24 protein-coding genes are annotated in these 23,013 nt (G+C 75.0%); 13 read left to right on the forward strand and 11 right to left on the reverse strand.

Going from position 1 to position 23,013, the window contains the following annotated elements; translation table 11 throughout:
* Nucleotides 1-193: 193 nt before the first annotated feature.
* The 3 genes from ACH436_RS08950 to secA all read left to right on the forward strand — a co-directional run bounded on the left by ACH436_RS08950 (nucleotide 194) and on the right by secA (nucleotide 6,363).
* Nucleotides 194-1,447: a winged helix-turn-helix domain-containing protein gene (locus tag ACH436_RS08950; RefSeq protein ID WP_430559841.1), complete on the forward strand. Its 1,254-nt coding sequence runs from the start codon at nucleotides 194-196 to the stop codon at nucleotides 1,445-1,447.
* Between the two features lie 90 nt (nucleotides 1,448-1,537).
* Nucleotides 1,538-3,142, forward strand: coding sequence for a cation:proton antiporter (locus tag ACH436_RS08955; RefSeq protein ID WP_430559842.1), 1,605 nt, complete (start codon nucleotides 1,538-1,540; stop codon nucleotides 3,140-3,142).
* A 245-nt stretch (nucleotides 3,143-3,387) separates the two neighbouring features.
* Nucleotides 3,388-6,363, forward strand: coding sequence for a preprotein translocase subunit SecA (gene secA, locus ACH436_RS08960; RefSeq protein ID WP_430559843.1), 2,976 nt, complete (start codon nucleotides 3,388-3,390; stop codon nucleotides 6,361-6,363).
* A 93-nt stretch (nucleotides 6,364-6,456) separates the two neighbouring features.
* Here the strand turns inward: secA and ACH436_RS08965 are convergent, their stop codons facing one another.
* On the reverse strand, nucleotides 6,457-7,182 hold the full coding sequence (locus ACH436_RS08965) for an Rv3235 family protein (RefSeq protein ID WP_430559844.1): 726 nt from the start codon (nucleotides 7,180-7,182) through the stop codon (nucleotides 6,457-6,459).
* A 43-nt stretch (nucleotides 7,183-7,225) separates the two neighbouring features.
* Nucleotides 7,226-8,080, reverse strand: a complete 855-nt coding sequence (locus ACH436_RS08970) for a LysM peptidoglycan-binding domain-containing protein (protein WP_430559845.1) — start codon at nucleotides 8,078-8,080, stop codon at nucleotides 7,226-7,228.
* Between the two features lie 159 nt (nucleotides 8,081-8,239).
* Here ACH436_RS08970 and ACH436_RS08975 point away from each other — a divergent pair, with 159 nt between their 5' ends.
* Nucleotides 8,240-8,788 carry a hypothetical protein gene (locus ACH436_RS08975; protein WP_430559846.1) on the forward strand — a complete coding sequence of 183 codons (549 nt, stop codon included), beginning with the start codon at nucleotides 8,240-8,242 and terminating at the stop codon, nucleotides 8,786-8,788.
* A gap of 24 nt (nucleotides 8,789-8,812) precedes the next feature.
* On the opposite strand, the gene ACH436_RS08980 is transcribed toward ACH436_RS08975, so the two are convergent.
* On the reverse strand, nucleotides 8,813-9,022 hold the full coding sequence (locus tag ACH436_RS08980) for a helix-turn-helix domain-containing protein (RefSeq protein WP_429735024.1): 210 nt from the start codon (nucleotides 9,020-9,022) through the stop codon (nucleotides 8,813-8,815).
* 141 nt (nucleotides 9,023-9,163) lie between these two features.
* On the opposite strand from ACH436_RS08980, the gene ACH436_RS08985 reads away from it, so the two are divergent.
* From ACH436_RS08985 to ACH436_RS08995, 3 genes are all read left to right on the forward strand, one after another.
* Entirely contained in the window at nucleotides 9,164-9,820 is a 657-nt protein-coding gene (locus tag ACH436_RS08985; protein WP_430559847.1) for a hypothetical protein, read from the forward strand.
* Nucleotides 9,820-11,175, forward strand: coding sequence for a hypothetical protein (locus tag ACH436_RS08990; RefSeq protein WP_430559848.1), 1,356 nt, complete (start codon nucleotides 9,820-9,822; stop codon nucleotides 11,173-11,175). The genes ACH436_RS08985 and ACH436_RS08990 overlap by 1 nt, the downstream gene beginning before the upstream one ends.
* A 74-nt stretch (nucleotides 11,176-11,249) precedes the next feature.
* On the forward strand, nucleotides 11,250-11,783 hold the full coding sequence (locus ACH436_RS08995) for a DUF6912 family protein (RefSeq protein ID WP_430559849.1): 534 nt from the start codon (nucleotides 11,250-11,252) through the stop codon (nucleotides 11,781-11,783).
* Nucleotides 11,784-11,803: 20 nt separating this feature from the next.
* On the opposite strand, the gene hisN is transcribed toward ACH436_RS08995, so the two are convergent.
* The 5 genes from hisN to ACH436_RS09020 all read right to left on the reverse strand — a co-directional run bounded on the left by hisN (nucleotide 11,804) and on the right by ACH436_RS09020 (nucleotide 15,960).
* Nucleotides 11,804-12,625: a histidinol-phosphatase gene (gene hisN / locus ACH436_RS09000; RefSeq protein WP_430559850.1), complete on the reverse strand. Its 822-nt coding sequence runs from the start codon at nucleotides 12,623-12,625 to the stop codon at nucleotides 11,804-11,806.
* Nucleotides 12,626-12,687: 62 nt separating this feature from the next.
* Nucleotides 12,688-13,731 (reverse strand): ribosome small subunit-dependent GTPase A, encoded by a 1,044-nt coding sequence (gene rsgA, locus ACH436_RS09005; protein ID WP_430559851.1) that lies wholly within the window; start codon nucleotides 13,729-13,731, stop codon nucleotides 12,688-12,690.
* The gene (aroA, locus tag ACH436_RS09010) at nucleotides 13,731-15,089 is read right to left on the reverse strand and encodes a 3-phosphoshikimate 1-carboxyvinyltransferase (RefSeq protein WP_430559852.1); all 1,359 of its coding nucleotides are present in this window, start codon (nucleotides 15,087-15,089) and stop codon (nucleotides 13,731-13,733) included. The genes rsgA and aroA overlap by 1 nt, the downstream gene beginning before the upstream one ends.
* A gap of 72 nt (nucleotides 15,090-15,161) precedes the next feature.
* Entirely contained in the window at nucleotides 15,162-15,761 is a 600-nt protein-coding gene (locus ACH436_RS09015; RefSeq protein ID WP_430559853.1) for a DoxX family membrane protein, read from the reverse strand.
* A gap of 55 nt (nucleotides 15,762-15,816) precedes the next feature.
* Entirely contained in the window at nucleotides 15,817-15,960 is a 144-nt protein-coding gene (locus ACH436_RS09020; RefSeq protein WP_430559854.1) for a hypothetical protein, read from the reverse strand.
* Between the two features lie 94 nt (nucleotides 15,961-16,054).
* On the opposite strand from ACH436_RS09020, the gene ACH436_RS09025 reads away from it, so the two are divergent.
* The 3 genes from ACH436_RS09025 to rsrA all read left to right on the forward strand — a co-directional run bounded on the left by ACH436_RS09025 (nucleotide 16,055) and on the right by rsrA (nucleotide 18,241).
* The gene (locus tag ACH436_RS09025; RefSeq protein ID WP_430559855.1) at nucleotides 16,055-17,020 is read left to right on the forward strand and encodes a helix-turn-helix domain-containing protein; all 966 of its coding nucleotides are present in this window, start codon (nucleotides 16,055-16,057) and stop codon (nucleotides 17,018-17,020) included.
* Between the two features lie 262 nt (nucleotides 17,021-17,282).
* Nucleotides 17,283-17,963, forward strand: a complete 681-nt coding sequence (locus tag ACH436_RS09030; RefSeq protein WP_430559856.1) for a sigma-70 family RNA polymerase sigma factor — start codon at nucleotides 17,283-17,285, stop codon at nucleotides 17,961-17,963.
* Nucleotides 17,960-18,241 carry a mycothiol system anti-sigma-R factor gene (rsrA, locus tag ACH436_RS09035; protein ID WP_430559857.1) on the forward strand — a complete coding sequence of 94 codons (282 nt, stop codon included), beginning with the start codon at nucleotides 17,960-17,962 and terminating at the stop codon, nucleotides 18,239-18,241. Before ACH436_RS09030 ends, rsrA begins: the two co-directional genes overlap by 4 nt.
* A gap of 122 nt (nucleotides 18,242-18,363) precedes the next feature.
* On the opposite strand, the gene ACH436_RS09040 is transcribed toward rsrA, so the two are convergent.
* Nucleotides 18,364-18,438 carry a 50S ribosomal protein bL37 gene (locus ACH436_RS09040; RefSeq protein ID WP_099052597.1) on the reverse strand — a complete coding sequence of 25 codons (75 nt, stop codon included), beginning with the start codon at nucleotides 18,436-18,438 and terminating at the stop codon, nucleotides 18,364-18,366.
* Between the two features lie 156 nt (nucleotides 18,439-18,594).
* Here ACH436_RS09040 and ACH436_RS09045 point away from each other — a divergent pair, with 156 nt between their 5' ends.
* On the forward strand, nucleotides 18,595-19,398 hold the full coding sequence (locus tag ACH436_RS09045; RefSeq protein WP_430559858.1) for a DUF4097 family beta strand repeat-containing protein: 804 nt from the start codon (nucleotides 18,595-18,597) through the stop codon (nucleotides 19,396-19,398).
* Nucleotides 19,399-19,435: 37 nt separating this feature from the next.
* A complete protein-coding gene (locus ACH436_RS09050; RefSeq protein WP_430559859.1) occupies nucleotides 19,436-19,972 on the forward strand; it encodes a DUF664 domain-containing protein in 537 nt (178 codons plus the stop codon).
* 15 nt (nucleotides 19,973-19,987) lie between these two features.
* On the opposite strand, the gene ACH436_RS09055 is transcribed toward ACH436_RS09050, so the two are convergent.
* Together ACH436_RS09055 and ACH436_RS09060 are read right to left on the reverse strand one after the other, a co-directional pair.
* Complete coding sequence (locus tag ACH436_RS09055; protein WP_430559860.1) at nucleotides 19,988-20,590, reverse strand: GDSL-type esterase/lipase family protein; 603 nt, start codon at nucleotides 20,588-20,590, stop codon at nucleotides 19,988-19,990.
* 202 nt (nucleotides 20,591-20,792) lie between these two features.
* Nucleotides 20,793-21,719: an aldose 1-epimerase family protein gene (locus ACH436_RS09060; RefSeq protein WP_430559861.1), complete on the reverse strand. Its 927-nt coding sequence runs from the start codon at nucleotides 21,717-21,719 to the stop codon at nucleotides 20,793-20,795.
* A gap of 139 nt (nucleotides 21,720-21,858) precedes the next feature.
* Here ACH436_RS09060 and ACH436_RS09065 point away from each other — a divergent pair, with 139 nt between their 5' ends.
* Nucleotides 21,859-22,854, forward strand: coding sequence for an aldo/keto reductase (locus tag ACH436_RS09065; protein ID WP_430559862.1), 996 nt, complete (start codon nucleotides 21,859-21,861; stop codon nucleotides 22,852-22,854).
* Nucleotides 22,855-23,013: the final 159 nt, after the last annotated feature.

The raw sequence follows: 23,013 nt of genomic DNA on the forward strand, positions 1-23,013 counted from the left end.
GCCGTTCGCGGCCTGCGGCGGGGGGCGGCGTCCCGGGCCGCCAGGGCGCCCTCCACTTCGGGAGGGATACGTCCCCGCGACGAAGGCCTCGACCGGCTCTCGTCTGTCCGCTCGCGGTCGTCGTCGGACGAGGCAGGCGAGACTGCGGGCGCTCTCGTGCGTCCCTGTCGGTGGGGGTCGGCAGGATGGCCGGGTGGACTCCCTCTCGCTCGCGCAGGCCCGCCGCGTCGCCCTCGGGGCGCAGGGGCTGCACCGTGCCCGGCCGGGGTCGGCCGGCGCTGCTCCCGGGGCCGACGGCGGCGTGACGATGCGCCGGGCGATGGCGACGGTGGAGCAGCTGAACCTGCTGCAGATCGACTCCGTGAACGTGCTGGCGCGGGCGCACCTGATGCCGCTGTACTCGCGGCTCGGGCCCTACGACGTCGGGCTGCTGGACCGGGCGGCGGGACGGGCGCCGCGGCGGATCGTGGAGACGTGGGCGCACGTGGCCTCGTTCGTCCCGGCCGCGACGTACCCGCTGCTGGAGTGGCGGCGGCGCAACTACCTCGACGAGGCCTGGGGCACCATCGCGGGGGCGCCGCTGGCGCACGCCGCCGAGATGGACCTCGTGCGCCGGCTGGTCGCCGAGCGGGGGCCGGTGACGGCCCGCGAGATCCACGACGAGCTGGTCGCCACCGGGCGCTCCGGTCCGCGCTCGCGGGAGGAGTGGGGCTGGAACTGGACGATGGCCAAGCGCTGCCTCGAGTTCCTCTTCTTCACGGGCGAGGTGATGGCGGCGCGGCGCAACACCGCCTTCGAGCGCTGCTACGACCTGCCCGACCGGGTGCTGCCGCCGGCCGTCCGTGCGGCCGCCCCGGTGCCCGACGACGAGGCCGTGCGGCGGCTGCTGGAGCTCGGTGCGCGCGCGCACGGCGTCGGCACGATCCGCTGTTTCGCCGACTACTTCCGGCTGCGCGGCCCCGCCGTGCGCCGGGCCCGGGACGAGCTGGTCGAGGACGGCGTCCTCGTGCCGGTCGAGGTGCGCGGCTGGGACGAGCGCACCTACCGGCACCGGGACGCGCGCGTGCCCCGCCAGGCGCGGGCGCGCACCCTGCTCAGCCCGTTCGACCCCCTCGTGTGGGAGCGGCGGCGGCTCGAGGCGCTCTTCGACGTGTTCTACCGGATCGAGATCTATGTGCCCGCGCCGCAGCGGGTGCTCGGGTACTACGTGCTGCCGTTCCTCGAGGGCGACGCCATCACGGCGTTCGTCGACCTGAAGGCCGACCGGCAGGCGGGCGTGCTGCGCGTGCAGGCCGTGCACCCCACCGCCCACGCCGGCCCCGACACCGCCGCCGCGCTCGGCGAGGAGCTGGCCGTGCTCGCGGGCTGGCTCGGCCTCGGGACGACGGCCGTCGCCCCGGTCGGCGAGCTCGCCCCCGCGCTGGCCGGGGCCGTCCGCGCGGCATAGGGCGCCCGTCGTCGGGCGTGCTCGTAGGATCGGCGCCACGACGTCGGGCGCGCCCGCGTCGGTCGGGACCGCTCAAGGTCAGGAGCGCTGATGGCCACGGCCGTGCTGTACCTCGCGGCAGCGCTGGCGGGCGGCCTGCTGGCGACGCTGCTGCGGATGCCGCCGCTGGTCGGGTTCCTCGCCGCCGGGTTCGCGCTCGGGGCGGCCGGAGCCCCCGAGCTGCCGGGCCTGGAGACCGTCGCCGAGCTGGGGGTCGCCCTCCTGCTGTTCGCGATCGGGCTGAAGCTCGACGTCCGCTCCCTGCTGCGCCCGGAGATCTGGTTCACCACCCTGGCGCACCTGGTCCTCAGCGTCGCCGTGGCGGTCGGCTTCCTCGGCCTGCTCGCCGTCGTCGGGATCCGGCTGCTCGCCGACGAGTCGCTCGGGTCGCTGGCCCTCGTGGGGCTGGCGCTCTCCTTCTCCTCGACGGTCTTCGTCGTCAAGGTGCTCGAGGACCGCTCCGACGCGACCGCCCTGTACGGGCGCATCGCCGTCGGCGTGCTGGTGGTCCAGGACATCGTGGCCGTGGCGTTCCTCGCGGTCTCGACGGGGGAGCCGCCCAGCCCGTGGGCGCTCGCCGTCGTGGCGCTCGTGCCGGGCGCCTGGGTGCTGCGCCGCGTCTGGGACCGTGCCGGGCACGGCGAGCTGCAGTCCCTGTTCGGGGCGTTCGTCGCGCTCGTCCCGGGCTTCTGGCTGTTCGAGGTGGTCGGCCTGTCCGGTGACCTCGGCGCGCTCGTGATGGGCGCGCTGCTCGCCGGCCACCCCCGCGCCACCGAGCTCTCCCACTCCCTGCTCACGGTCAAGGACCTCGCGCTCGTCGCGTTCTTCCTGCAGATCGGGCTGCACGGGATGCCCGCCCCCGTCGACCTGGCGCTCGCGGGCCTCCTGCTCGTGCTGCTCCCGCTCCAGGCGGCGGGCTACGCCCTGCTGCTGTGGCTCATGCGGCTGCGCCGGCGCACGTCGTTCCTCGTGGGACTCGCGCTCGGGAACTTCTCCGAGTTCGGCATCATCGTCGTCGCCTTCGGCGCCACGGCGGGCCTGCTCGACGAGGAGTGGACCGTGATCGTGTCCCTCGCGGTCGCAGGGAGCTTCGTCGTCTCGGCGATCGTCAACCGGCGGGGCGTCGAGCTCGCGACGCGGCTGACCGGGCTCCTGCCGCGGCGGGACGTCGACAAGCTGCACCCCGACGACCGCCCCGTCGACATCGGCCGGGCCGACGCCGTCGTCCTGGGCCTGGGGCGGGTGGGGTCCGCGACGTACCGCCGGCTGCGCGACGTGCACGGGCTGTCGGTCATGGGGGTCGAGCACGACCGCACCCGGGTCGCCGCGCTGCGGGCCGACGGGGTCGCCGTCGTCCCCGCGGACGCGACCGACACCGAGTTCTGGGCGCGGGTCAAACGGGCCGGCCAGGTGCGGCTCGCCGTGCTCGCGATGCCGTTCCACAAGGCGAACCTCATCGCGCTGGCCAGGCTGCGGGCCGCCGGCTTCGCCGGACGGGTGGCGGCCATCGCCCGCTACGACGAGGACGCCGACGAGCTGCGCCGCCACGGCGCCGACGCCGTCTTCCACCTCTACGGTGCCGCGGGCGCCGAGCTCGCCGACCGCGCCGCCGCCGACCTCGCCCCGGGCACGGGCCCCGCCCCCGAGACGCTGTGAGCGGGCGTTCGGCCCCGTTCTCGCCCCGGGACCGGGCCAAACGCCCGCTCACGGCACCTCCGCGGGACGGGGCGCCGTTTCGTCCGTCGCGAACCCGTGCCGGACTCTCAGGTGATCCGCCTAGGATGGGCCCGGTGTGACCCAGGCGACGGCGCGGACGTGCGATCCCGACCGCCCGTCGTCGCCCGTCGTCGCGCCGCACGGTCCCGGCCATCCCCGGGGCGCCACCGACCCTGGAGTACTGCGTGCCTGCGATCCTCGAGAAGGTCCTCCGTCTTGGCGAGGGCCGGATTGTCAAGAAGCTCAACAGCCTGGCCCAGCAGGTCAACCGGCTCGAGCCCAGCTTCGAGGAGCTGAGCGACGCCGAGCTGCACGAGGAGACCGACCGGTTCAAGGAGCGCCTCGAGCACGGCGCCTCGCTCGACGAGCTGCTCCCCGAGGCGTTCGCCGCGGTGCGCGAGGCCGCACGCCGCACCCTCGGCCAGCGGCACTTCGACGTGCAGCTCATGGGCGGCGCGGCCCTCCACCTCGGCAACATCGCCGAGATGAAGACCGGTGAGGGCAAGACCCTCGTCGCGACGACGGCCGCCTACCTCAACGCCCTCGAGGGCAAGGGCGTGCACGTCATCACCACCAACGACTTCCTCGCGAAGTACCAGGGCGACCTCATGGGGCGGGTCTACCGGTTCCTCGGCATGACCACCGGCGTCATCCTGTCGGGCCAGACGCCGGAGGAGCGCCGCAAGCAGTACGCCGCCGACATCACGTACGGCACCAACAACGAGTTCGGGTTCGACTACCTGCGCGACAACATGGCGTGGTCGCCCGACGACCTGGTGCAGCGCGGCCACCACTTCGCCATCGTCGACGAGGTGGACTCGATCCTCATCGACGAGGCCCGCACGCCGCTCATCATCTCCGGCCCGGCGTCGGGGGACGCGAACCGCTGGTACACCGAGTTCGCCAAGGTGGTGCGCCGTCTCGACGTCGAGAAGGACTACGAGGTCGACGAGAAGAAGAAGACCGTCGGCGTCCTCGAGCCGGGCATCGAGAAGGTCGAGGACTACCTCGGCATCGACAACCTGTACGAGTCGCTGAACACGCCGCTGATCGGCTTCCTCAACAACGCCATCAAGGCCAAGGAGCTGTTCAAGCGCGACAAGGACTACGTCGTGCTCAACGGCGAGGTCATGATCGTCGACGAGCACACCGGCCGTATCCTCGCCGGCCGCCGCTACAACGAGGGCATGCACCAGGCCATCGAGGCCAAGGAGGGCGTGCAGATCAAGGCGGAGAACCAGACGCTCGCCACGATCACGCTGCAGAACTACTTCCGCCTCTACGACAAGCTCGCCGGCATGACCGGTACGGCCGAGACCGAGGCCGCCGAGTTCCAGGGCACCTACAAGCTCGGCGTCGTGCCCATCCCCACCAACCGGCCCATGATCCGCATGGACCAGGCCGACCTCGTGTACAAGAACGAGGAGGGCAAGTTCAACGCCGTCGTCGAGGACATCGTCGAGCGGCACGCCAAGGGGCAGCCGGTGCTGGTCGGCACCACGAGCGTCGAGAAGTCCGAGCTGCTCTCCGGCCTCCTCAAGCGGGCGGGCGTGCCGCACAGCGTGCTGAACGCCAAGGAGCACGAGCGCGAGGCGTCCGTCGTCGCGCAGGCCGGCCGCAAGGGCGCCGTCACCGTCGCCACCAACATGGCCGGCCGTGGCACCGACATCATGCTCGGTGGCAACGCCGAGTTCCTCGCCGTCGCGGAGATGACCGAGCGCGGGCTGGACGCCGCGGAGGACCCGGAGGCCTACGAGGCGGCCTGGCCCGACGTGCTCGAGAAGGCCAAGCAGGCGGTCGCGTCGGAGCACGAGGAGGTCACCGAGCTCGGCGGCCTGTACGTGCTCGGCACGGAGCGGCACGAGTCGCGCCGCATCGACAACCAGCTGCGCGGACGCTCCGGCCGTCAGGGCGACCCGGGCGAGTCGCGGTTCTACCTGTCGATGCAGGACGACCTCATGCGCCTGTTCAACTCCGGCCTCGCGTCCTCGATGATGGACCGCGCCGGCTTCCCCGACGACATGCCGCTCGAGTCGAAGATGGTCACGCGCGGCATCCAGAGCGCGCAGTCGCAGGTCGAGGCCCGCAACTTCGAGATCCGCAAGAACGTCCTCAAGTACGACGACGTCCTGTCGCGGCAGCGCTCCGTCATCTACGCGGAGCGCAAGCGCGTCCTCGAGGGCGAGGACCTGCAGGAGCAGGTGCAGCACTTCCTCACGGACGTCGTCACCGCGTACGTGGACGGCGCGACCGCCGAGGGCAACCCCGAGGCGTGGGACCTGGACGCGCTGTGGACGGCGCTGAAGTCGGTCTACCCGGTGTCCATCACGCCGGAGGACGTCGTCGAGGAGGCGGGCGGCGTCGGCCGGCTGAGCCACGAGATGATCCTCGAGGAGCTGCTCTCCGACGCGCGCGTGGCGTACGACGCGCGCGAGGAGTCGCTCGGCGAGGCGGCGATGCGCCAGCTCGAGCGCCGCGTCGTCCTGTCGGTGCTCGACCGCAAGTGGCGCGAGCACCTCTACGAGATGGACTACCTCAAGGAGGGCATCGGCCTGCGCGCGATGGCGCAGCGCGACCCCCTGATCGAGTACCAGCGCGAGGGTTTCCAGCTCTTCCAGGCGATGACGGAGTCCATCAAGGAGGAGTCCGTCGGGTTCCTGTTCAACCTCGACGTGCAGGTGCAGCAGCCCGGCACCCCGGGGGCCGTGGGCGCCCCGGGCGCCCCGGTGATCTCCGCGGCCAGCGCCGCGGCCGCCGCGCAGTCCGACGCGGGCCAGGCCGTCGCGGGAACGTCAGCAGCCGGGACCGCCGCGGCGGCTCCGGCCACGCCGGTCGAGCCGGTCGAGCCGGGCGAGCCCGCCGCGCCGGCCGAGCCCCAGCCCGCCCCGGTGGCGCCCGCCGCGGCCCCGGAGGAGCCGGTGCTCCTGGCCAAGGGGCTCGACGCCCCGGCGCCGCAGCGCCTGTCCTACTCCGCGCCGAGCGACGACGGCTCGACCACGACGACGGGCGGCGCCACCCGGCGCTCGCGTCGCGAGCTGCACGGCGAGGCCACCGCGGCCACCAGCGACGGCCGCACGTTCCCGGGCACGCCGCGCAACGCCCAGTGCCCCTGCGGCTCGGGCAAGAAGTACAAGGTCTGCCACGGCGTCAACGAGGAGTGAGACTTCTCGCGAGAAAGAGAGGGGCGGCACCAGCAACCTGGTGCCGCCCCTCTCTGTCTCGCGGGTCGGGGTCCTCTCTCTCGCGAGAGTCGGTCAGCCGACCTCCAGGACGGCGACGCGCCACGTCCCCCGACGCGCCTCCAGCCGGACGGCCGCGGCGCGCACCCGGCCGTCGTCCTCCAGGACGACGGTCGCCTCGGCGACGTCCTCACCCAGGCGGACGAGCCGGACGCGCCGCACCTGCACGGGGCGGTGCGGCTCCTCGGTCCGCACGAGGTCGTGGGCCAGGCCGATCCGCGCGCGCTCGGCGAGCTGGTCGCGCACCTGCGGCGTGACCCAGCGGGCCAGCTGCGCCGCCGGTCGCTCGCCGCGCAGCACCTCGACGGCGGCGCGCACGACCGTGCAGCACTGCGCGGTCGGGTCGGGCAGCGCGGCGGGCGCGGCCTCCCGCAGCGGCCGCGGGGTGGGCTCCTCGTCGGCGGCGGGCGCGCGGCGCACGCCAGGGGTGCCGATCCGCACGCGCCGCGGCCGCGGCGACGGCCGGGTGCTCGCCTCGGGGTAGCCCGCGGGTCCGGCCGGTCGGGGCGGCGCCGAGACGCGCAGCGCGGGCCGGGCGGGCGAGCCGCCGTCGTCGGGCGCACCGGCCGGCCGGACTCGACCGTCCGCCCCGAGGCCCGCCGGGGTAGCGGAGTCGTCCGACCGGTCGTCGCTCCCGGGCGCCGCGGGCGGGGTCGGCGGTGACGCGAGCGCTGCGGAGCCTCCACGCGGCACGGCGTCCCTCGGTGCGGGGCTGGTCGGCACGGTCGTCGTCACGGTCATGGTGCCCTCCGGTGGGTGCGGGAGTCGTCGGGTCGGCGGGTCGTCAGGCGGGGGCGTGCAGGACCTGGCCGGGCAGGAGGCGGTCGGGGTCGGCGCCGATCACGTCGCGGTTCTCGGCGTGCCAGCGGGTGACCTCGCGCAGGACCTCCGCGTCGGTGGGGGAGTCGCCGAGCGACCGCGCCGCGATGTCCCACAGCGTGTCGCCGCGGAGCACGACGTGGGTCGTCGCCCCCTGGCCGCCGTCGCTGTCGTCGTCGGTGGCGTGGCGGGCGACCGGGGTGGCGACGACCTCCTCGACGGCGTCCTGGGCGGTCTCCGTGGCCGCCTCCTCGGCCGCTTCCTCGTCGACCGGCACCGCCGGGTGGTCCGGCGGCGTGGTGCCGGACCCGGGGGCGCTGTCGTCGGCGGCCGTGGGCTGCCAGCCGAGGTCGAGGACGACCGAGGCGCCGTCGCTCACCGGTGAGCTTGGCGGGACGTCGGACGCCAGGGCCGCGGTCGGGGCGAGCGCGAGACCTGCGCCGACGCCCATCCCGACGGCGGAGCGGACGAGGCGCCGGACGGCGGCCGGAGCGAGCCGCTCGACGGCGGCCTCGCCGGCGCGCCACCGGCGGCCGAGCATCGACGCGGCGACGCAGACCAGGGCGAGCACCCCGCTGGCCGCCAGCCACGCGGCGGCGACCAGCCCGGCGGCGAGCACGGCCAGCTCGACCCATCCGTCGACGCTGAGCCCGGCGGCCGCGGCAGGGCTCCGGGGAGCGAGGGCGGCCGCGCGGAGCAGCAGGGCACCGCCCGCGGCGGTGGCCACCAGGGTGAGGGCGGCGAGCCGGCCCAGTCCGCCGGGGCGGGCAGGAGGCGCGCCCCGTCGTGCCTGCCGGTCGGGGGCCGTGCTGCCGGACATCCAGGTCTCCTTCGTCCCGCCGCTCTCATCCCGGATCCTGATCGGTGATGCAGGTTGATAGCGGTTGATGTGTTCTGGTGCTGGATATTGAAGCGGACTGGTGTCGGATCTGTCCACCCGGGCATCCTGTGGGCACCGTCCCCGCGCGAGAGGAACCTCATGACGACCGCAGGCCCAGCCAGGTGGGAGCTGCTCTTCGCCGACCTCGACGCGCGCTACGAGGCCGAGCTGGCCGCCGAACGGGAGGGTGCGGTCGCCGAGCTGACGCGGGCCGAGCAGGCGTCGATCCCGCTGTCCGACCGCCTCCGGGCGTCGACCGGATCGGTGCTGCGGCTCGAGCTGCTGGACGGCGAGGGGATCGAGGGCAGGCTCGCCCGCGTCGCGCACGCGTGGCTGCTCGTCGACGGCCGCGGTGCCCGCGGCCGGGTGCAGCACCTCGTGCCGATGACGGCGCTCGCGTCCGTCGTCGGCCTCGGCCGCCTCGCGACGCCCTCCCGGTCCCGCACGGACGGCCTGGGGCTGGGGCACGCGCTGCGGGGGCTCCAGCGAGATCGCGCCCGGGTGCTGGTCCGCACGGCGGGCGGGACGGTCGTCGGGCGGATCGGGCGCGTCGGCGCCGACCATCTCGACGTCGAGGAGGCGGAGCGGGTGCGCCCCGTCGTGCGGACCGTGCCGTTCGGCGCCGTCCTGCGGGTCAGCGAGGCCTGAGGCGGCCGGCGAGAGGCGCGGGGGTCACAGGTCGCCCGACGCGATCCTCTCGCGCGTGCGGGCGTACTGGTGCTCGATGTACTCCTCGAGCTTGCTCGCCTCGACCCGCCACACCTTCTTCGGCCCCACCTGGATGGCGGGCAGCTCGCCCGAGCGCACGAGCGAGTACGCCTGGGTGCTGGAGATGTTGAGCATCTCCTGCACGTCCGCGAGGGAGAGGAACCGGCTGGCCATACGGGCAATTCTGGCACAGCGGTCATCGACGATGACGGAGGTTGTCCACAGTGGTTGCCGAAAGCACGCGTGGGGTGCCTGATGATAGGTTCCGGCGCGACGCGGCACCGAGGCCGCGTCCAGACACCCCGGAGGACGTCCGTGAGCACCGACCCCTTGCCGGCACCCGTGGCTGCGCGTCTGAGTCGCCCCACCTGGCGTGATCCCCGGCTCGTCGTCGGCGTCGTGATCGTCGCCGCGTCCGTGGCGCTCGGCTCGTGGGCCGTCTCCTCCGCCGGCCGCACGGTCCCCGTCTACGCGGCGGACGGCACGCTCACGCCGGGCGAGACGGTGGACGTGTCGCAGCTGCGCACGGTGGACGTCCGGATCGACGCGGGGACCGAGCTCTACCTGCGCGCGGACCAGGAGCTGCCGGACGAGGTGGTCGCGCTGCGGGTGGTCGACGACGGCGAGCTCGTCGCCCGTTCGGCGCTCGGCGACGCAGCGGACGTCGACGTGCGCTCGGTCTCCGTGCCCGTCGACCAGGCCGTCTCGTCCCGCGTGCGTGCCGGGTCCGCCGTCGACCTCTGGTCCACGCCCGAGGCGCCCGCCGGCGCCGGCACGTCGGCCCCCGAGCCCGCGCCCCTCGTCGAGGGCGTCGTCGTCGAGCAGGTCGACGACGCGGGGACCGGGCTCGTCGTCGCGGACGGCGCCACGCTGCACGTGCTCGTCCCCTCGGACGACCTGCCCGTCGTCCTCAAGGCGCTGTCAGCCCCCGGCAGCGTGACCGTGGTGCCGCAGGCCGGGGCCGGCGTCTGATGGCCGCGGTCACCGTCCTGTGCGCGGTGCGCGGCGCGGCGGAGACCGACGCCGTCGTCGCCCTCGGCGCCCCCGGGTCGGGAGCGACGGTCACCCGGCGCTGCGGGGACGTGACCGAGCTGCTCGCGGCGGCCGCCGCGGGGGCGGGCGCCGTCGCGCTCGTCTCCGGGGACCTGCCGGGGCTGGACCGCGAGGCGGTCGGGCGGCTGCATGCGGCGGGCGTCCGTGTGGTCGCGCTGGGCGACGAGGCCGCGCCGACGGCTCGTCTGCACGCGCTGGGCGTGGACGCGGTCGTCGAGCGGTACGACGAGGCGCTCCTGATCGCCGCGGTGCGCGACGTCACGGCGGAGCCTGCCGCCGCGGGGGCCGGCGGCCCCGACCACCTGGTGCTGGGACGTCCCGGGCAGGAGATCGACGACGACCTGCCCGCCGGCGAGGACGCCCTCGGGCCCGACGACGCCGTCGCGGACGGGGGCCCGCCACGTCGCGGGAGCGTCGTCGCCGTCTGGGGCCCGGTGGGTGCGCCGGGGCGCACGACGACGACGCTCGAGCTCGCGGCCGCGCTCGGCGGTCTGTCGCGGGGCCGGCGCCGGCGGCGGGGTCGTGGCCGCCGCGAGGACGCCCCGCAGCCCGTTCGCGAGAGCGTGCTCGTCGTGGACGCCGACACGTACGGTGCGTCGGTCGCGGCCCGCCTGGGCCTGCTCGACGACGCCCCGGGGCTGGCGGCGGCCGCCCGTGCGGCGGCCCACGGCTCGCTGGACCTGCCGACGCTGGCGCGGCACAGCCCGGTCGTCGGGGCCCGGCTGCGCGTGCTGACCGGGATCACCCGCGCCGCCCGGTGGCCCGAGCTGCCCGCCAGCGCGATCGAGGTGGTCCTCGAGCGGGCCCGCGAGCTCGCCGACTGGACCGTCGTCGACTGCGGCCCGCTCCTCGAGGCGGACGAGCTGCTCATGTACGACACGCACGCGCCGCAGCGCAACGGCGCGACCCTCGCGGCGCTGCAGGCGGCGGACGTCGTCGTGGTGGTCGGCGCCGCCGACCCGGTGGGCGTCCAACGCCTCGTGCGCGGGCTCGAGGACCTGCGGGAGGTGCCCGTGCCGGTCGCGGGCGAGCGGGTGGTCGTCGCCAACCGGGTCCGCGCCTCGGCGGTGGGCGCGCGGCCGGAGGCCGCCGTGCGCGAGGCGCTGACCCGGTACGCGGGCGTCGACGACGTGCACGTGGTCCCCGACGACGCGGCCGGCCTCGACGCCGCGCTGCTGGCGGGTCGCACGCTCGCGGAGGAGGCCCCGGGCTCCCCGGTGTCCGTGGCGTTCGAGGTGCTGGCCCGGCGGGTCCGGGCCGCGGTACCCGCCTGAGCGCAGGAGGCGACTGCGGAGGGCCGGGACCAGCGGTGCGAGCACGGGGCCGCCGCTCACGGCAGACTGTGCGCATGCGCATCTATGTTCCCGCCACGCTGGACGAGCTCGAGGGCGCGGCGGTCGCCGCCGCCGGGGCACGGTGGGACGTCCCGGCCCGCCGCGCGCACGCCGTGACGCCCGCGCTCGTCCGTGAGCTGCCGGACGAGGACGACGAGGGCCGCGAGTACGAGGCCTTCCTCGCCGCCGCGGACGACTCGCTCGCCCTCGTGGCCGCGCGCCGCACCGCCGTCCCGCTCCGCGTCGTGGTCTCGGTCGACGTCCCGGACGCCGAGGTCGCGGCGCCGGGCGAGGCCGACGAGCCCAGCGCGGTCGACGTCGCCGCCCTGACCGCCGTGGCCGTCGTCGCCGTCCACGTCGACGAGCCCGAGGCGGCGCAGGACGTGCGCGCCGTCCTTGCAGCCGCCGACGAGGAGAACGACGCCGAGCGCACGGGCGACGTCGCCGCGACGTCCGAGGCGGTGCTGGACGCCGCGCTGCAGCGCGTCACCGACCGCGACCTGCTCTGGTACGACCCCACCGAGATCCCGCAGATCCCCCGCCCCTGAGGCAGGGCTCGCGGGGCCGGTCAGCCGAGGTAGACGAGGACCTCGTCGTGGAGCTTGCCGTTCGTGGCCAGGGCGTTGCCGTGCCACGGACCGGGAGCGCCGTCGAGCGCGGTGAACCGGCCGCCGGCCTCGGTGACGATGGGCACGAGGGCGGCCATGTCGTAGACCTCGAGCTCGGGCTCCGCGGCGATGTCGGCCGCACCCTCGGCGACCAGCATGTAGGACCAGAAGTCGCCGTAGCCGCGGGTGCGCCAGACCTGGCGGGTGAGGTCGAGGAAGCCGTTGAGCTTGCCGTGCTCCTCCCACCCGGACAGGGAGGAGTACGAGAAGGAGGCGTCGGCCAGGGCGCCGACCCCGGACACCGACATCCGCGACGCCGACGCGAGCGACTTGCCGGTCCAGGCGCCCGACCCCTTCGCCGCCCACCAGCGGCGGCCGATCGCCGGCGCCGAGACGAGGCCCATGACGACCTCCTCGCCGTCGGCCAGCGCGATGAGCGTGGCCCAGACGGGCACGCCCCGCACGAAGTTCTTCGTCCCGTCGATCGGGTCGATGATCCAGCGCCGCGCCCCGCTGCCCGCCGAGCCGTACTCCTCGCCGACGATCGCGTCGCGGGTGCGCGCGCGGTGCAGCTGGGCGCGGATGAACTCCTCGGCGGAACGGTCGGCGTCGCTCACCGGCGTGTTGTCGGGCTTCGTCTCCACGCGGAGGTCGAGCGCCTTGAAGCGGGACATGGTGATCGCGTCCACCTGGTCGGCGATCACGTGGGCCAGGCGCAGGTCGTCCTCGTACGTGCGCGCGGGCCCGCTGGTCGGGCTGGGAGACGGCTGGGTGTACGACACGCCTCACACGGTAGCGGTCCGCCGCCCTCGCCCGGGCCCAGGCGCGCGGTGCGGCGGCGGGGTCAGTCCGCGGAGTGCCGGGCGGTCAGCAGCCGGCGGAAGGACGCGACGCGCGCCTCGCGCGCGGGGCGCTCGTCGTCCGAGGACGCGGCGAGCCAGTCGTCCAGCGCGCAGTCGGGGGAGTCGGCGAGGTGGGTGCAGCCCCGCGGGCAGTCGGCGGCCACCTCGGCGAGGTCCTCGAACGCCTGCAGCAGGTGGTCGGTCTCCACGTGCGCCAGGCCGAACGACCGGACACCAGGCGTGTCGACCACCCAGCCGCGGTGCGCCGCCCCGGGCTCCGGCGACACCGGCAGCCGCAGCGCGACGGCGGACGTCGAGGTGTGGCGGCCACGGCCGGTGACGTCGTTGACGACGCCGGTGGCGCGGTCGGCCTCGGGCACCAGCGCGTTGATCAGCGTGGACTTGCCGACGCCCGAGTGCCCCACCAGCACGGACGTCCGCCCGGCCAGCCGGGAGCGCACGTCCTCGACGCTCGTGCCGTCGTCGCGCCGGGTGACGACGACGTCGACGCCGAGGGGCGTGTACAGGTCGCGCAGCGGAGCGGCGTCGGCGAGGTCCGCCTTCGTGAGGCAGAGCAGCACGTCCATGCCGGCGTCGTACGCGGCGACGACGCAGCGGTCGATCATGCCGGTGCGCGGCTCGGGCTGGGCGAGCGCCGTCACCACGACGAGCTGGTCGGCGTTCGCGACCACGATGCGCTCGTAGGGGTCCGTGTCGTCCGCCGTGCGGCGCAGCACCGAGCTCCGGTCCTGGATGCGCACGATCCGGGCGAGCGTGCCCTCGTCGCCCGACGTGTCGCCGACGACGTCCACGCGGTCGCCCACGACGACACGGGTGCGGGTGAGCTCCCGCGCCTTCATCGCGAGGACGGACCGCTCGTCCGGCGTGCCGTCGTCGACCACCAGGGTGTAGCGGCCGCGGTCGACGCCCGTGACCATGCCCGTCTCGGCGTCGGCGTGCTCGGGGCGCTGCTTGGTGCGGGGCCGTGAGCCGCGCTTCGAGGGCCGCGCGTACTGCGCGTGCTCGTCGACGGCGCGGCGGGCCATCAGGCCTCGCCCTGCGTGCCGGTGCCGACCCCGAGCATCCGTTCCCACATCGCGTCGAAGCCGGGCAGGGTCTTGGCCGTGGTGCCGACGTTCTCCACCCGCACGCCCGGCACCCGCAGGCCGAGCACGGCCGCCGATGTCGCCATGCGGTGGTCGGCGTAGGTGCGGAACAGCCCGCCGTGCAGCGGCCGCGGCGTGATGACCAGCCCGTCGCGCGTCTCCTCCGCCCGCCCGCCGAGCCGGGTGATCTCCGTGGCGAGCGCCGCGAGCCGGTCCGTCTCGTGGCCACGCAGGTGCGCGATGCCGCGCAGGCGGGTGGGGGAGTCGGCGAGGGCGGCGAGCACGGCGAACGTCGGCGCGAGCTCGCCCGCGGCGTGCAGGTCCAGGTCGGCGCCGCGGACCTCGCCCGTGCCCGTGACGGTCAGGACGTCGCCGTCCAGGCGCGCCTGCGCCCCGAGCCGGGCGAACAGGTCGGGCAGGAGCGCACCCGGCTGGGTGGTCCGGGCGGGCCATCCCGGCACCCGCACGGTGCCGCCCCCCACGAGGGCCGCGGCCAGGAACGGCGCCGCGTTCGACAGGTCCGGCTCCACGCGCACGTCGCGCGCCGCGACCGGGCCGGGGGAGACGTGCCAGATGCCGTCGCGCGAGTCGTCCACCTCCACGCCGGCCTCCCGCAGGGTGGCCACGGTCATCGCGATGTGGGGGAGGCTCGGCAGCGTGGTGCCGATGTGCCGCAGCGCGAGGCCGCGCTCGAAGCGCGCGCCGGCGAGGAGCAGCGCGGAGACGAACTGGGACGACGCGGACGCGTCGACGTCGACGGGGCCGCCCGCCACGCGGCCCGTGGCGTGCACGGTGAAGGGCAGGTGGGTGGGCGTGCCGCCGTCGGGGGAGGTGACCCGGACGCCCAGGCTGCCCAGGGCTGCGAGCACCGGCAGCATCGGTCGCACCCGGGCCTCGGGGTCGCCGTCGAACCGGACCGGGCCGTCGGCCAGCGCGGCGACGGGGGGCAGGAAGCGCATCACCGTGCCCGCGAGCCCGGCCTCGACGTCCACGTCGCCGCGCAGCGGCCCGGGAGTCACGTGCAGGGTGCTCGGGTCGTCCCCCTCGTCGATCCGGGCGCCGAGGGCGCGCAGAGCGCCGATCATGAGGTCGGCGTCGCGCGAGCGCAGCGCCCCCCGCAGCGTCCCGGGGCCGTCGGCGAGCGCCGCCAGCACGAGCAGCCGGTTCGTCAGCGACTTGCTGCCCGGCACCTCGACGGTCGCGTCCAGCGGGCCCGTCGCGACCGGTGCCGCCCAGCCGTCGGCGCGCTCGGCGTCGGGGGCGGGCGGGGCGGCGTGCGGCGGGACTGCAGAGGTCATGGCTCCGAGGCTAGTTCACGGGTCGCCTGTGCCGCGGGCCGTCTCGCCGGTGCGGCCCGACCCGGGCGCACGTCAGACGGCGTCGGCGACCTTCGCCCGCACCTTTGCCGCCTCGGCCTTGGCTGCAGCCTTCGCCTTGTCCTTCGATCTGCCGGCCTGCGCCGCCACCTTGGCCGCCTCGCCCTTCGTCGCGGCCTTGACCGTCTCGGCCTTCGCCTCGGCGAGGCGGGCGGCGTGCGTGCGCGCCTGCTGCACGCGGTAGGTGACCCCGGGGCGGCCCTCGAGGTCGACGCCCGCGATGACGGCGGCACCCACCTTGCCGAGGTCCTTGACGAAGGCCGCGGTGCGCAGGCTGCGCTCGGCTCCCTTGGACGTGAACGGCTGGTGGGCGACGGCGAGCGGCGCCGTGAGCGCGGCGAGGGCCAGCGCCGCGGTGCGCGGGGTGCGCCCGACGGCGAGCAGGACGCCCGCGGCGGCGGTCACGGCGCCGTGCGCGCGCACCAGGAAGCCGAGCTGGCGGTCGCCGAGCGGCCGGGCGCCGACGGCGTCCGTGACGAGCGTGGAGGCCTCGCGGGCGGCGTCCACGTGCTCGGCCGGGTGCAGCACGGCCTGGATGCCGTCGTAGACGAACGGGGCGGCCAGGAGGGGGCGGGCGAAACGGCGCAAGAGCATGGGCCCACTGTGGCAGAGGGTCCACGGGCTTGCGCGCCGACGGGTGGGAGCGTCGTCAGGCGGGCGCCCCGTCCCACCAGTCGGGGTGGGAACGCGGCGGCCGGCGGCTCCCGAGGCCGTCACGGCGGACCGTGCGGACCAGGCGGGCGGCGTAGGCGGCGACAAGCAGGACGGCGAGGGTGAGGGCGAAGAAGGTCATGGCAGTAATGCTTCGCGCACCACACTTCTGCCACCAGTGGCAGAGTTGCCAACATCCATCGACATTCCGCCATCGCCGTGGCAGCATGGTCGGCATGATCCGCAAGGTTGCCGCCGTCGTCGTGCCCGGTGTGGCGCCGTTCGAGCTCGGGGTCGCCTACGAGGTGTTCGGCATCGACCGCAGCGACACCGGCGGTCCGTCGTTCGACTTCACGCTCTGCGCCCCCGTGCCCGGACCGGTGATGACCAAGGGGGGCTTCCCCGTGGTCGTGGAGCACGGGCTCGAGGCGCTCGACGACGCCGACCTCGTCGTCGCCGTGGCGTACGGCGTCGACGAGGAGGGGGCGGACCTGCTGCCCCCGGCCTACCTCGACGCGCTGCGGGCGGCCCACGAGCGCGGGGCCTGGCTGTTCGCCATCTGCTCCGGGGCGTTCACCCTCGCGCGGGCAGGCCTGCTCGACGGGCGCCGGTGCACCACCCACTGGATGTACACCGAGCGGCTTGCGGCGGAGGTCCCCACCGCGGACGTCGACGCCGACGCCCTCTACGTCGAGGACGGGCGCGTGCTCACCAGCGCGGGCACCGCGGCGGGCATCGACGCCGCGCTGCACCTCGTGCGGACGCAGGTCGGCGCCGACGCCGCCCGTGCTGTCGCGCGGCGCATGGTGGTGCCACCGCAGCGGGAGGGCGGCCAGGCCCAGTTCGTCGTCGACCCGCTGCCCCGCGAGGGCGAGTCGCTCGCCGGCCTGCTCGCCTGGATGCGCGAGCACCTGGCGCAGGAGCACACCGTGCCGCGGCTCGCGCGCCGGGCCGCGCTGTCCGAGCGCACCTTCGCCCGCCGGTTCCGGCAGGAGACGGGCACGACGCCGGGCGCCTGGCTCGCGCGCCAGCGCGTCGCCCGCGCGCAGGAGCTGCTCGAGTCCACCGACGCGTCGGTGGACGAGATCGCCCGCGTCGTCGGCTTCGGCAGCGCGCCCGTCCTGCGGCACCACTTCGCCCGTCAGCTCGGCACGAGCCCGGTCGCGTACCGCCGCCGGTTCGCCACGCCGGTGGCCTCCTGACGCCCTGGCGGCCCGGCCGCCGGGCGCCGCTCCCGCGGGAATGCGGAGCCGCTCCTCGCGGTTGCACACCGACGTGAGCACCCGTACCTCGATGACGGCGACAGCCGTCCCCGCAGCCGGACCGGCGTCCGTGCGGCTGTTCGCCGTCCCGGCGGACGCCCTGACGGCGGGCGTGGACGGCGCGGCGGCCGGCAGCACCACAGACCTGAGCTCCCCATGGATCGGAGGACCCCGCCCAGTGGCTGGACTAGGCTCGACGGTGATGACCCAGGACCTTGGCCCGGCGAGCGGCGACGCGCCGCACGGGAGCACCCCGGACGGCGAGGAGATCCCCGAGGACACGGAGCGTGCCCCCGAGGGTGAGAGCAGCGCGGCCCGGGCCGCGCGCTTCGAGCGCGACGCCCTGCAGTACCTGGACCAGCTGTACTCCGCTGCGCTGCGCATGACGCGTAACCCCGCGGACGCCGAGGACCTGGTGCAGGAGACGTTCGCCAAGGCGTTCGCCGCCTTCCACCAGTACAAGCCGGGCACCAACCTCAAGGCCTGGCTGTACCGCATCCTCACGAACACGTTCATCAACAGCTACCGCAAGAAGCAGCGCGAGCCGCAGCAGTCCCAGGCGGAGGACGTCGAGGACTGGCAGATCGCCCGCGCCGCGTCGCACACGTCGCAGGGGCTGCGCTCGGCCGAGGCGGAGGCGCTCGACCGGCTCCCCGACTCCGACGTGAAGCGCGCGCTGCAGGAGCTGCCCGAGGACCGGCGCATGGTGGTCTACTACGCCGACGTCGAGGGCTTCCCCTACAAGGAGATCGCCGAGATCATGGGTACACCGATCGGGACGGTGATGTCCCGGCTGCACCGCGGGCGCCGGCAGCTGCGCGAGCTGCTCGCCGACTACGCCGCACAGCGAGGCCTGGTCCCGGCTCGTGGAGGAGCGTCATGACCGACCCCATCACCCCCATCCCGCACGACCGGGCCGAGGGGGAGAACGAGTGCGAGCACGCCCTCGTGCACCTCAACGAGTACCTCGACTCGGAGATGACGCCCGAGGACGAGCAGCGGATGCGCGCGCACGTCGCGCACTGCTCCCCGTGCCTGGCCGAGCTCAGCATCGAGGAGCTCGTCAAGCAGCTGGTCCGCCGGTCCTGCTCGGAGCGCGCGCCGGAGACCCTCCGGGTGCGCATCCACGCGCAGCTCACGGTGATGTCCACGGCCGAGTAGCCGCCACCGGCCCTCTCGCCGAGGTAGTACGAGAATCGCCGAGGTAGTTCCCGGTGGAGCTGTGGCCACGGGCCACACCACCGCCGGAACTACCTCGGCGATTCTCGTACTACCTCGGCGCGTCAGGCGTTGGGACGCTTGCCGTGGTTGGCGGCGTTGCCCTTGCGGCTACGGCGCTTGCGACCGCGCTTGCTCATGATGGTCTCCTCACGAAGGATGGACGAGGGGTCGGGCCCATGGTCCCACACCCGCGGCCCGGGGTCGGAATCCGGGGCATCCCCGATCCGCCCGTCGCCCGGCTCTGCCAGGGTGGTACCCGTCCCCAGCACAGCCCGAGCACCACAGGGAGCCACATGAGCACGGAGTCGTGGGCGGTCGCCGCCCCGCAGACGATCGACGTCGAGCAGGCCACGGGGGTGACGCTCCGCCTGCAGGACGGGCGCGCCGACGTCGTCGCCGACCCCGCGGCGACGGGCGTGCGGGTCGAGCTGCTCGAGGTGGGTGCCAAGCCCGTCCAGGTCGTGCGCGACGGCGACCGGCTGCGCGTGGGCTACGAGAGCTCGGTGCTCGACGCCGTCCTGGCGAAGCTGCGCAACCCGCGCCAGAGCGAGCACGCCGTCGTGCGCGTCGTCGTCCCCGCCGACGGCGCGGTCGACGTCGGCACGCTGGGCGCGGACGTCGAGGTCGCCGGCGGCCGGAAGGTCGCGGTCAAGACCGTGACCGGCACCGTGCGCACGACCGGGACGACCGGCCCGATGTCGCTCAAGACCGTCTCGGGCGCGCTGTCCGCCGAGGGGCACTCGGGGGACGTGACGGCGAACAGCGCCGCCGGGTCCATCGCCCTGGCCGGCGCGCTCGCGCGGGTCTCCCTCAACACGGTGTCGGGGGCCGCGACCGTCACCGCCACGCAGGCGAGCCCGCTGATCACGGCCAAGACGGTCTCGGGGGCGATCGACCTGCGCCTGCCCGCCGGCACCCCGGTGAACCTCAAGGTGCGCGGCGCGTCGGGCCAGGTCGTCCTCGACGGCTCGGTGCTGCCCAGCACCGGCGCGACGCTCGTCGTCGACCACGGGGAGCAGCCCGCCGCCGACGGACGCAGCGCCGCCTACCTGTCCGCGACGGTGACGTCCGCGCACGTCACCGTCGACCGTCGCTGACCGGCGCCCGCCCGGGGCGTCGGGGAGGAGGAGCACGATGACGACACCGCCGACGCAGCCCGCACCCCACGTCGCCCTGCTGACCGACGCCTTCGACCGGATCGCCGAGACGGTGCACCGCGTGCTCCGGGGGGCCACGGCCGCACGACTGTCGTACCGCCCCGACCCGGAGGCCAACACCGTCGCGTGGCTCGTGTGGCACCTGGCGCGGGTGCAGGACGACCACGTCGCCGACGTGGCGGGCACGGAGCAGCGCTGGACGGCGGGCGGCTGGGCGGCGAAGTTCGGCCTGCCGTTCGAGGACGCGGACACCGGCTACGGCCACACGCCGGAGCAGGTCGCGGCCGTCCGGGCCGACGCCGCGCTGCTGCGCGGCTACCTCGACGACGTGCACGCCGCGACGGCCGCCTACCTGGCGACCGTGACCGCGGCGGACCTGGAGCGGGTGGTGGACACCCGTTGGGACCCGCCCGTGACGCTCGGGGTGCGCCTCGTCAGCGTCGTGGGCGACGACCTGCAGCATGCCGGCCAGGCCGCCTACGTGCGCGGCCTGGCCGAGCGGGCGGGCGCCTGACGGGGTGCCGGCGGGTCACTCGTCGGCGGGCAGCCCCAGCCACGCGTGCCAGCCGGTGTGCAGCACGAGCCAGGCCATGAGCCCGTAGCCCGCCTGCCCCGGGTAGGTCGAGCCGTTGGTCGCGAGGTCCGCCAGCCACTGCTCGTGCTGGGCCAGCGGCGTGTACGTGTCGACGTACGGCACCCGGCGCCGGTTCGCGACGTCGGAGAAGGCGGCCGAGAGCTCGGCGATGCGGCCGCCGTCCTCGGGGCGCCCGGGCGGCGGCCCCACGACGAACGCGGGGATCCGGCTGGTCTCGGCGACGTCGAGGATGTTCGCGAGGTTCAGCCGCGACCGTGCCACCGAGAGCGACGAGTCGACGTCGTGCCGGCCGAGCGCCACGACGAGGCGGTTCTCGCACGTGTCCTCCGGACCGAAGCGCGGCTCCGTCTCCGCCTGCCAGCGGGCGCCGAGCGCCGAGCTGGTCTCCCCGGGCACGGCGAGCGTGAACGCCATCGCCGGCCGCCCGAAGCGGGTCCGGGCCATGACGCGGCCCGTCCACCCCAGGGCGCGGGCGTCCCCGACGCCCACGCTGAGCTCGTCGCCCACGACGCAGATGCGCACCTCGGTCTGGGTCACTGAGCCTTCACCGTCCAAGTCCTGTCTCGCAGTTGCGCGGCCATTCTCGCCGCACGCCCCGCCGCCACGCAGGATCCCACGCCGCGCGGCTCCCCGAGTTGTCAGGGCCACAGAGGGGATTACCCCGCCGTGGCCCTGACAGCTCGGGAGCCGGGAGCTGTCAGGGCCGCCGCGGGGTATGCAGGGCGCCGGGCCTGACAGGTCAGAGCAGGGTGGCGCCCCAGCGCACGACGTGCTCGTCCCCGGGGGCGAGGTGGACCAGCCGCTCGCCGGTGTTGAAGGCGTCGGCCACGCAGCTCATCGGCTCGGCGGCGAGGCCGAACCGCTCGTAGCCGGCGATGTGGTCGGCCGAGCAGACCTGCCAGCAGTCCATGGAGCCGTCCATCCAGATCGCGGCGGTGCTCCCGTCGGGGCGTCCGAGCCGGGCCCAGGACAGCCCGTCCTCGTCGCGGGTCGCGCCCGTCCACGCGTCGTCGAGGTCCAGGCCGGCGAGCGAGCGGGTCGTACGCAGGTCGTACGGGCCTGCGACGGGCTCGGTGCCCGTGGGCAGCAGCCGGTCGTCGACGGTGACGTGGGTCGTGGCGTCCAGGCTGACCGTGCACTCGTCGAGCGCCACGCCGCCCGTGGACAACCACGGGTGGAAGCCGACGCCGTACGGCGCCGTGCCGGTGCCGACGTTGCGGGCGCGCACCTCGACCTCCAGCCCGGCGTCGGACACGGAGTACCGCGTCCGGAGCACGAGCTGGAACGGCCAGCCCTTCTGCGCGGGCAGGGCGAGCTCGAGCGTCACGGCGTCGTCCGCCACCTCGACCGGAGACCACCGGTACCAGCACACGAGGCCGTGCAGCGCCGTGCCCCGGTCGGGCTCGCTCACCGCGACCTGGTGGTGCACGCCGTCGACCGTGTAGGCGCCGTCGCGCAGGCGGTTCGGCCACGGGGCGAGGACGGCCGCGTTGAAGACGGGGGCCGCCTCGTCCTCGGCGAAGGGCACGAACACGTCGCGGCCGGCGACGGTGTACTCGCGCACCATCGCGCCGACCTCGGCGATGGTGGCCCGGTGCTCGCCGGAAGAGATGCGGAACTGCCGACCCGACGGGGCGGGGACGGCGGGGTAGTCAGCGGTGTTCACGCTCACACCGTAGTCGGCACGCCGGATCCGTGCGGGCGACGTAGCGTAGGGGAGCCAGATATCTGACAGGACGTCCCTTCGCGCGCGCGAAGGGTCGCGCCGTGGGCCTCGGCCGCGCGGCGCACCGAACGGGGGAACGATGGAGAAGCAGGTGCTAGGGCGCACCGGTCGGCTGGTGTCGGTCGTCGGACTGGGGACCTGGCAGCTGGGGGCGGACTGGGGGACCGTCGAGGACGACCAGGCCAGGTCGGTGCTGGACGCCGCGCTCGAGTCCGGCGTGACGTTCTTCGACACCGCCGACGTCTACGGCGACGGCCGCAGCGAGCAGGCCCTCGGGTCCTTCCTCGCCGACCACCGCGACGACGGCATCACCGTGGCCACCAAGATGGGCCGCCGGATGGACCAGGTGCCGGAGAACTACGTCCTGTCGAACTTCCGCGAGTGGACCGACCGGTCGCGGCGGAACCTCGGTGTCGAGACGCTCGACCTCGTGCAGCTGCACTGCCCGCCCACGTCGGTCTACTCCGACGACGAGGTGTACGACGCCCTGGACACTCTGGTGGCCGAGGGGGTGACGGCCGCCTACGGCGTCTCCGTCGAGACGGTCGAGGAGGCGCTCACCGCCATCGCCCGGCCCGGCGTCGCCACCGTGCAGATCATCCTCAACGCGTTCCGGCTCAAGCCGCTCGAGCGGGTGCTGCCCGCGGCCTCGGAGGCCGGCGTGGGCATCATCGCGCGGGTCCCGCTCGCCTCGGGGCTCCTGTCGGGCCGGTACACCCACGAGACCACGTTCTCGGAGGACGACCACCGGACCTTCAACCGCGAGGGCAAGGCGTTCGACGTCGGCGAGACGTTCTCCGGCGTGCCCTTCGACGTGGGCGTCGACGCGGCCGCGCGCTTCACGGAGCTCGCCGGGTCGGCCCTCAGCCAGGACCTCACGCCCGCGCAGGCGGCCATCGCGTGGGTCTGGCAGCAGCCCGGTGTCTCCACGGTCATCCCGGGGGCGCGCAGCCCCGAGCAGGCGCGGCTGAACGCCGCCGCGGGCGAGGCCGGGGTGCTCGGACCGCTCTTCACGTCGGGCGTGCGCGAGATCTACGACGAGGCGATCAGGGAGCACGTGCACGACAGGTGGTGACGCCGAGGTAGTTCGACACTCGCCGAGGTAGTGCGAAGGGCGGGCCGCAACCAGGTTGCGGCCCGCCCTTCGCACTAACACCGCCAGTGGCGTAAAAAATAAGCGGCACCACCAGTCGTGCCACATGGCCCAGATAGCCACGTGGTAGTTGTCGCGCAC

Origin of the sequence: Isoptericola sp. NPDC019693 (genome assembly GCF_044389085.1) — a bacterium.
GTDB lineage: Bacteria > Actinomycetota > Actinomycetes > Actinomycetales > Cellulomonadaceae > Isoptericola.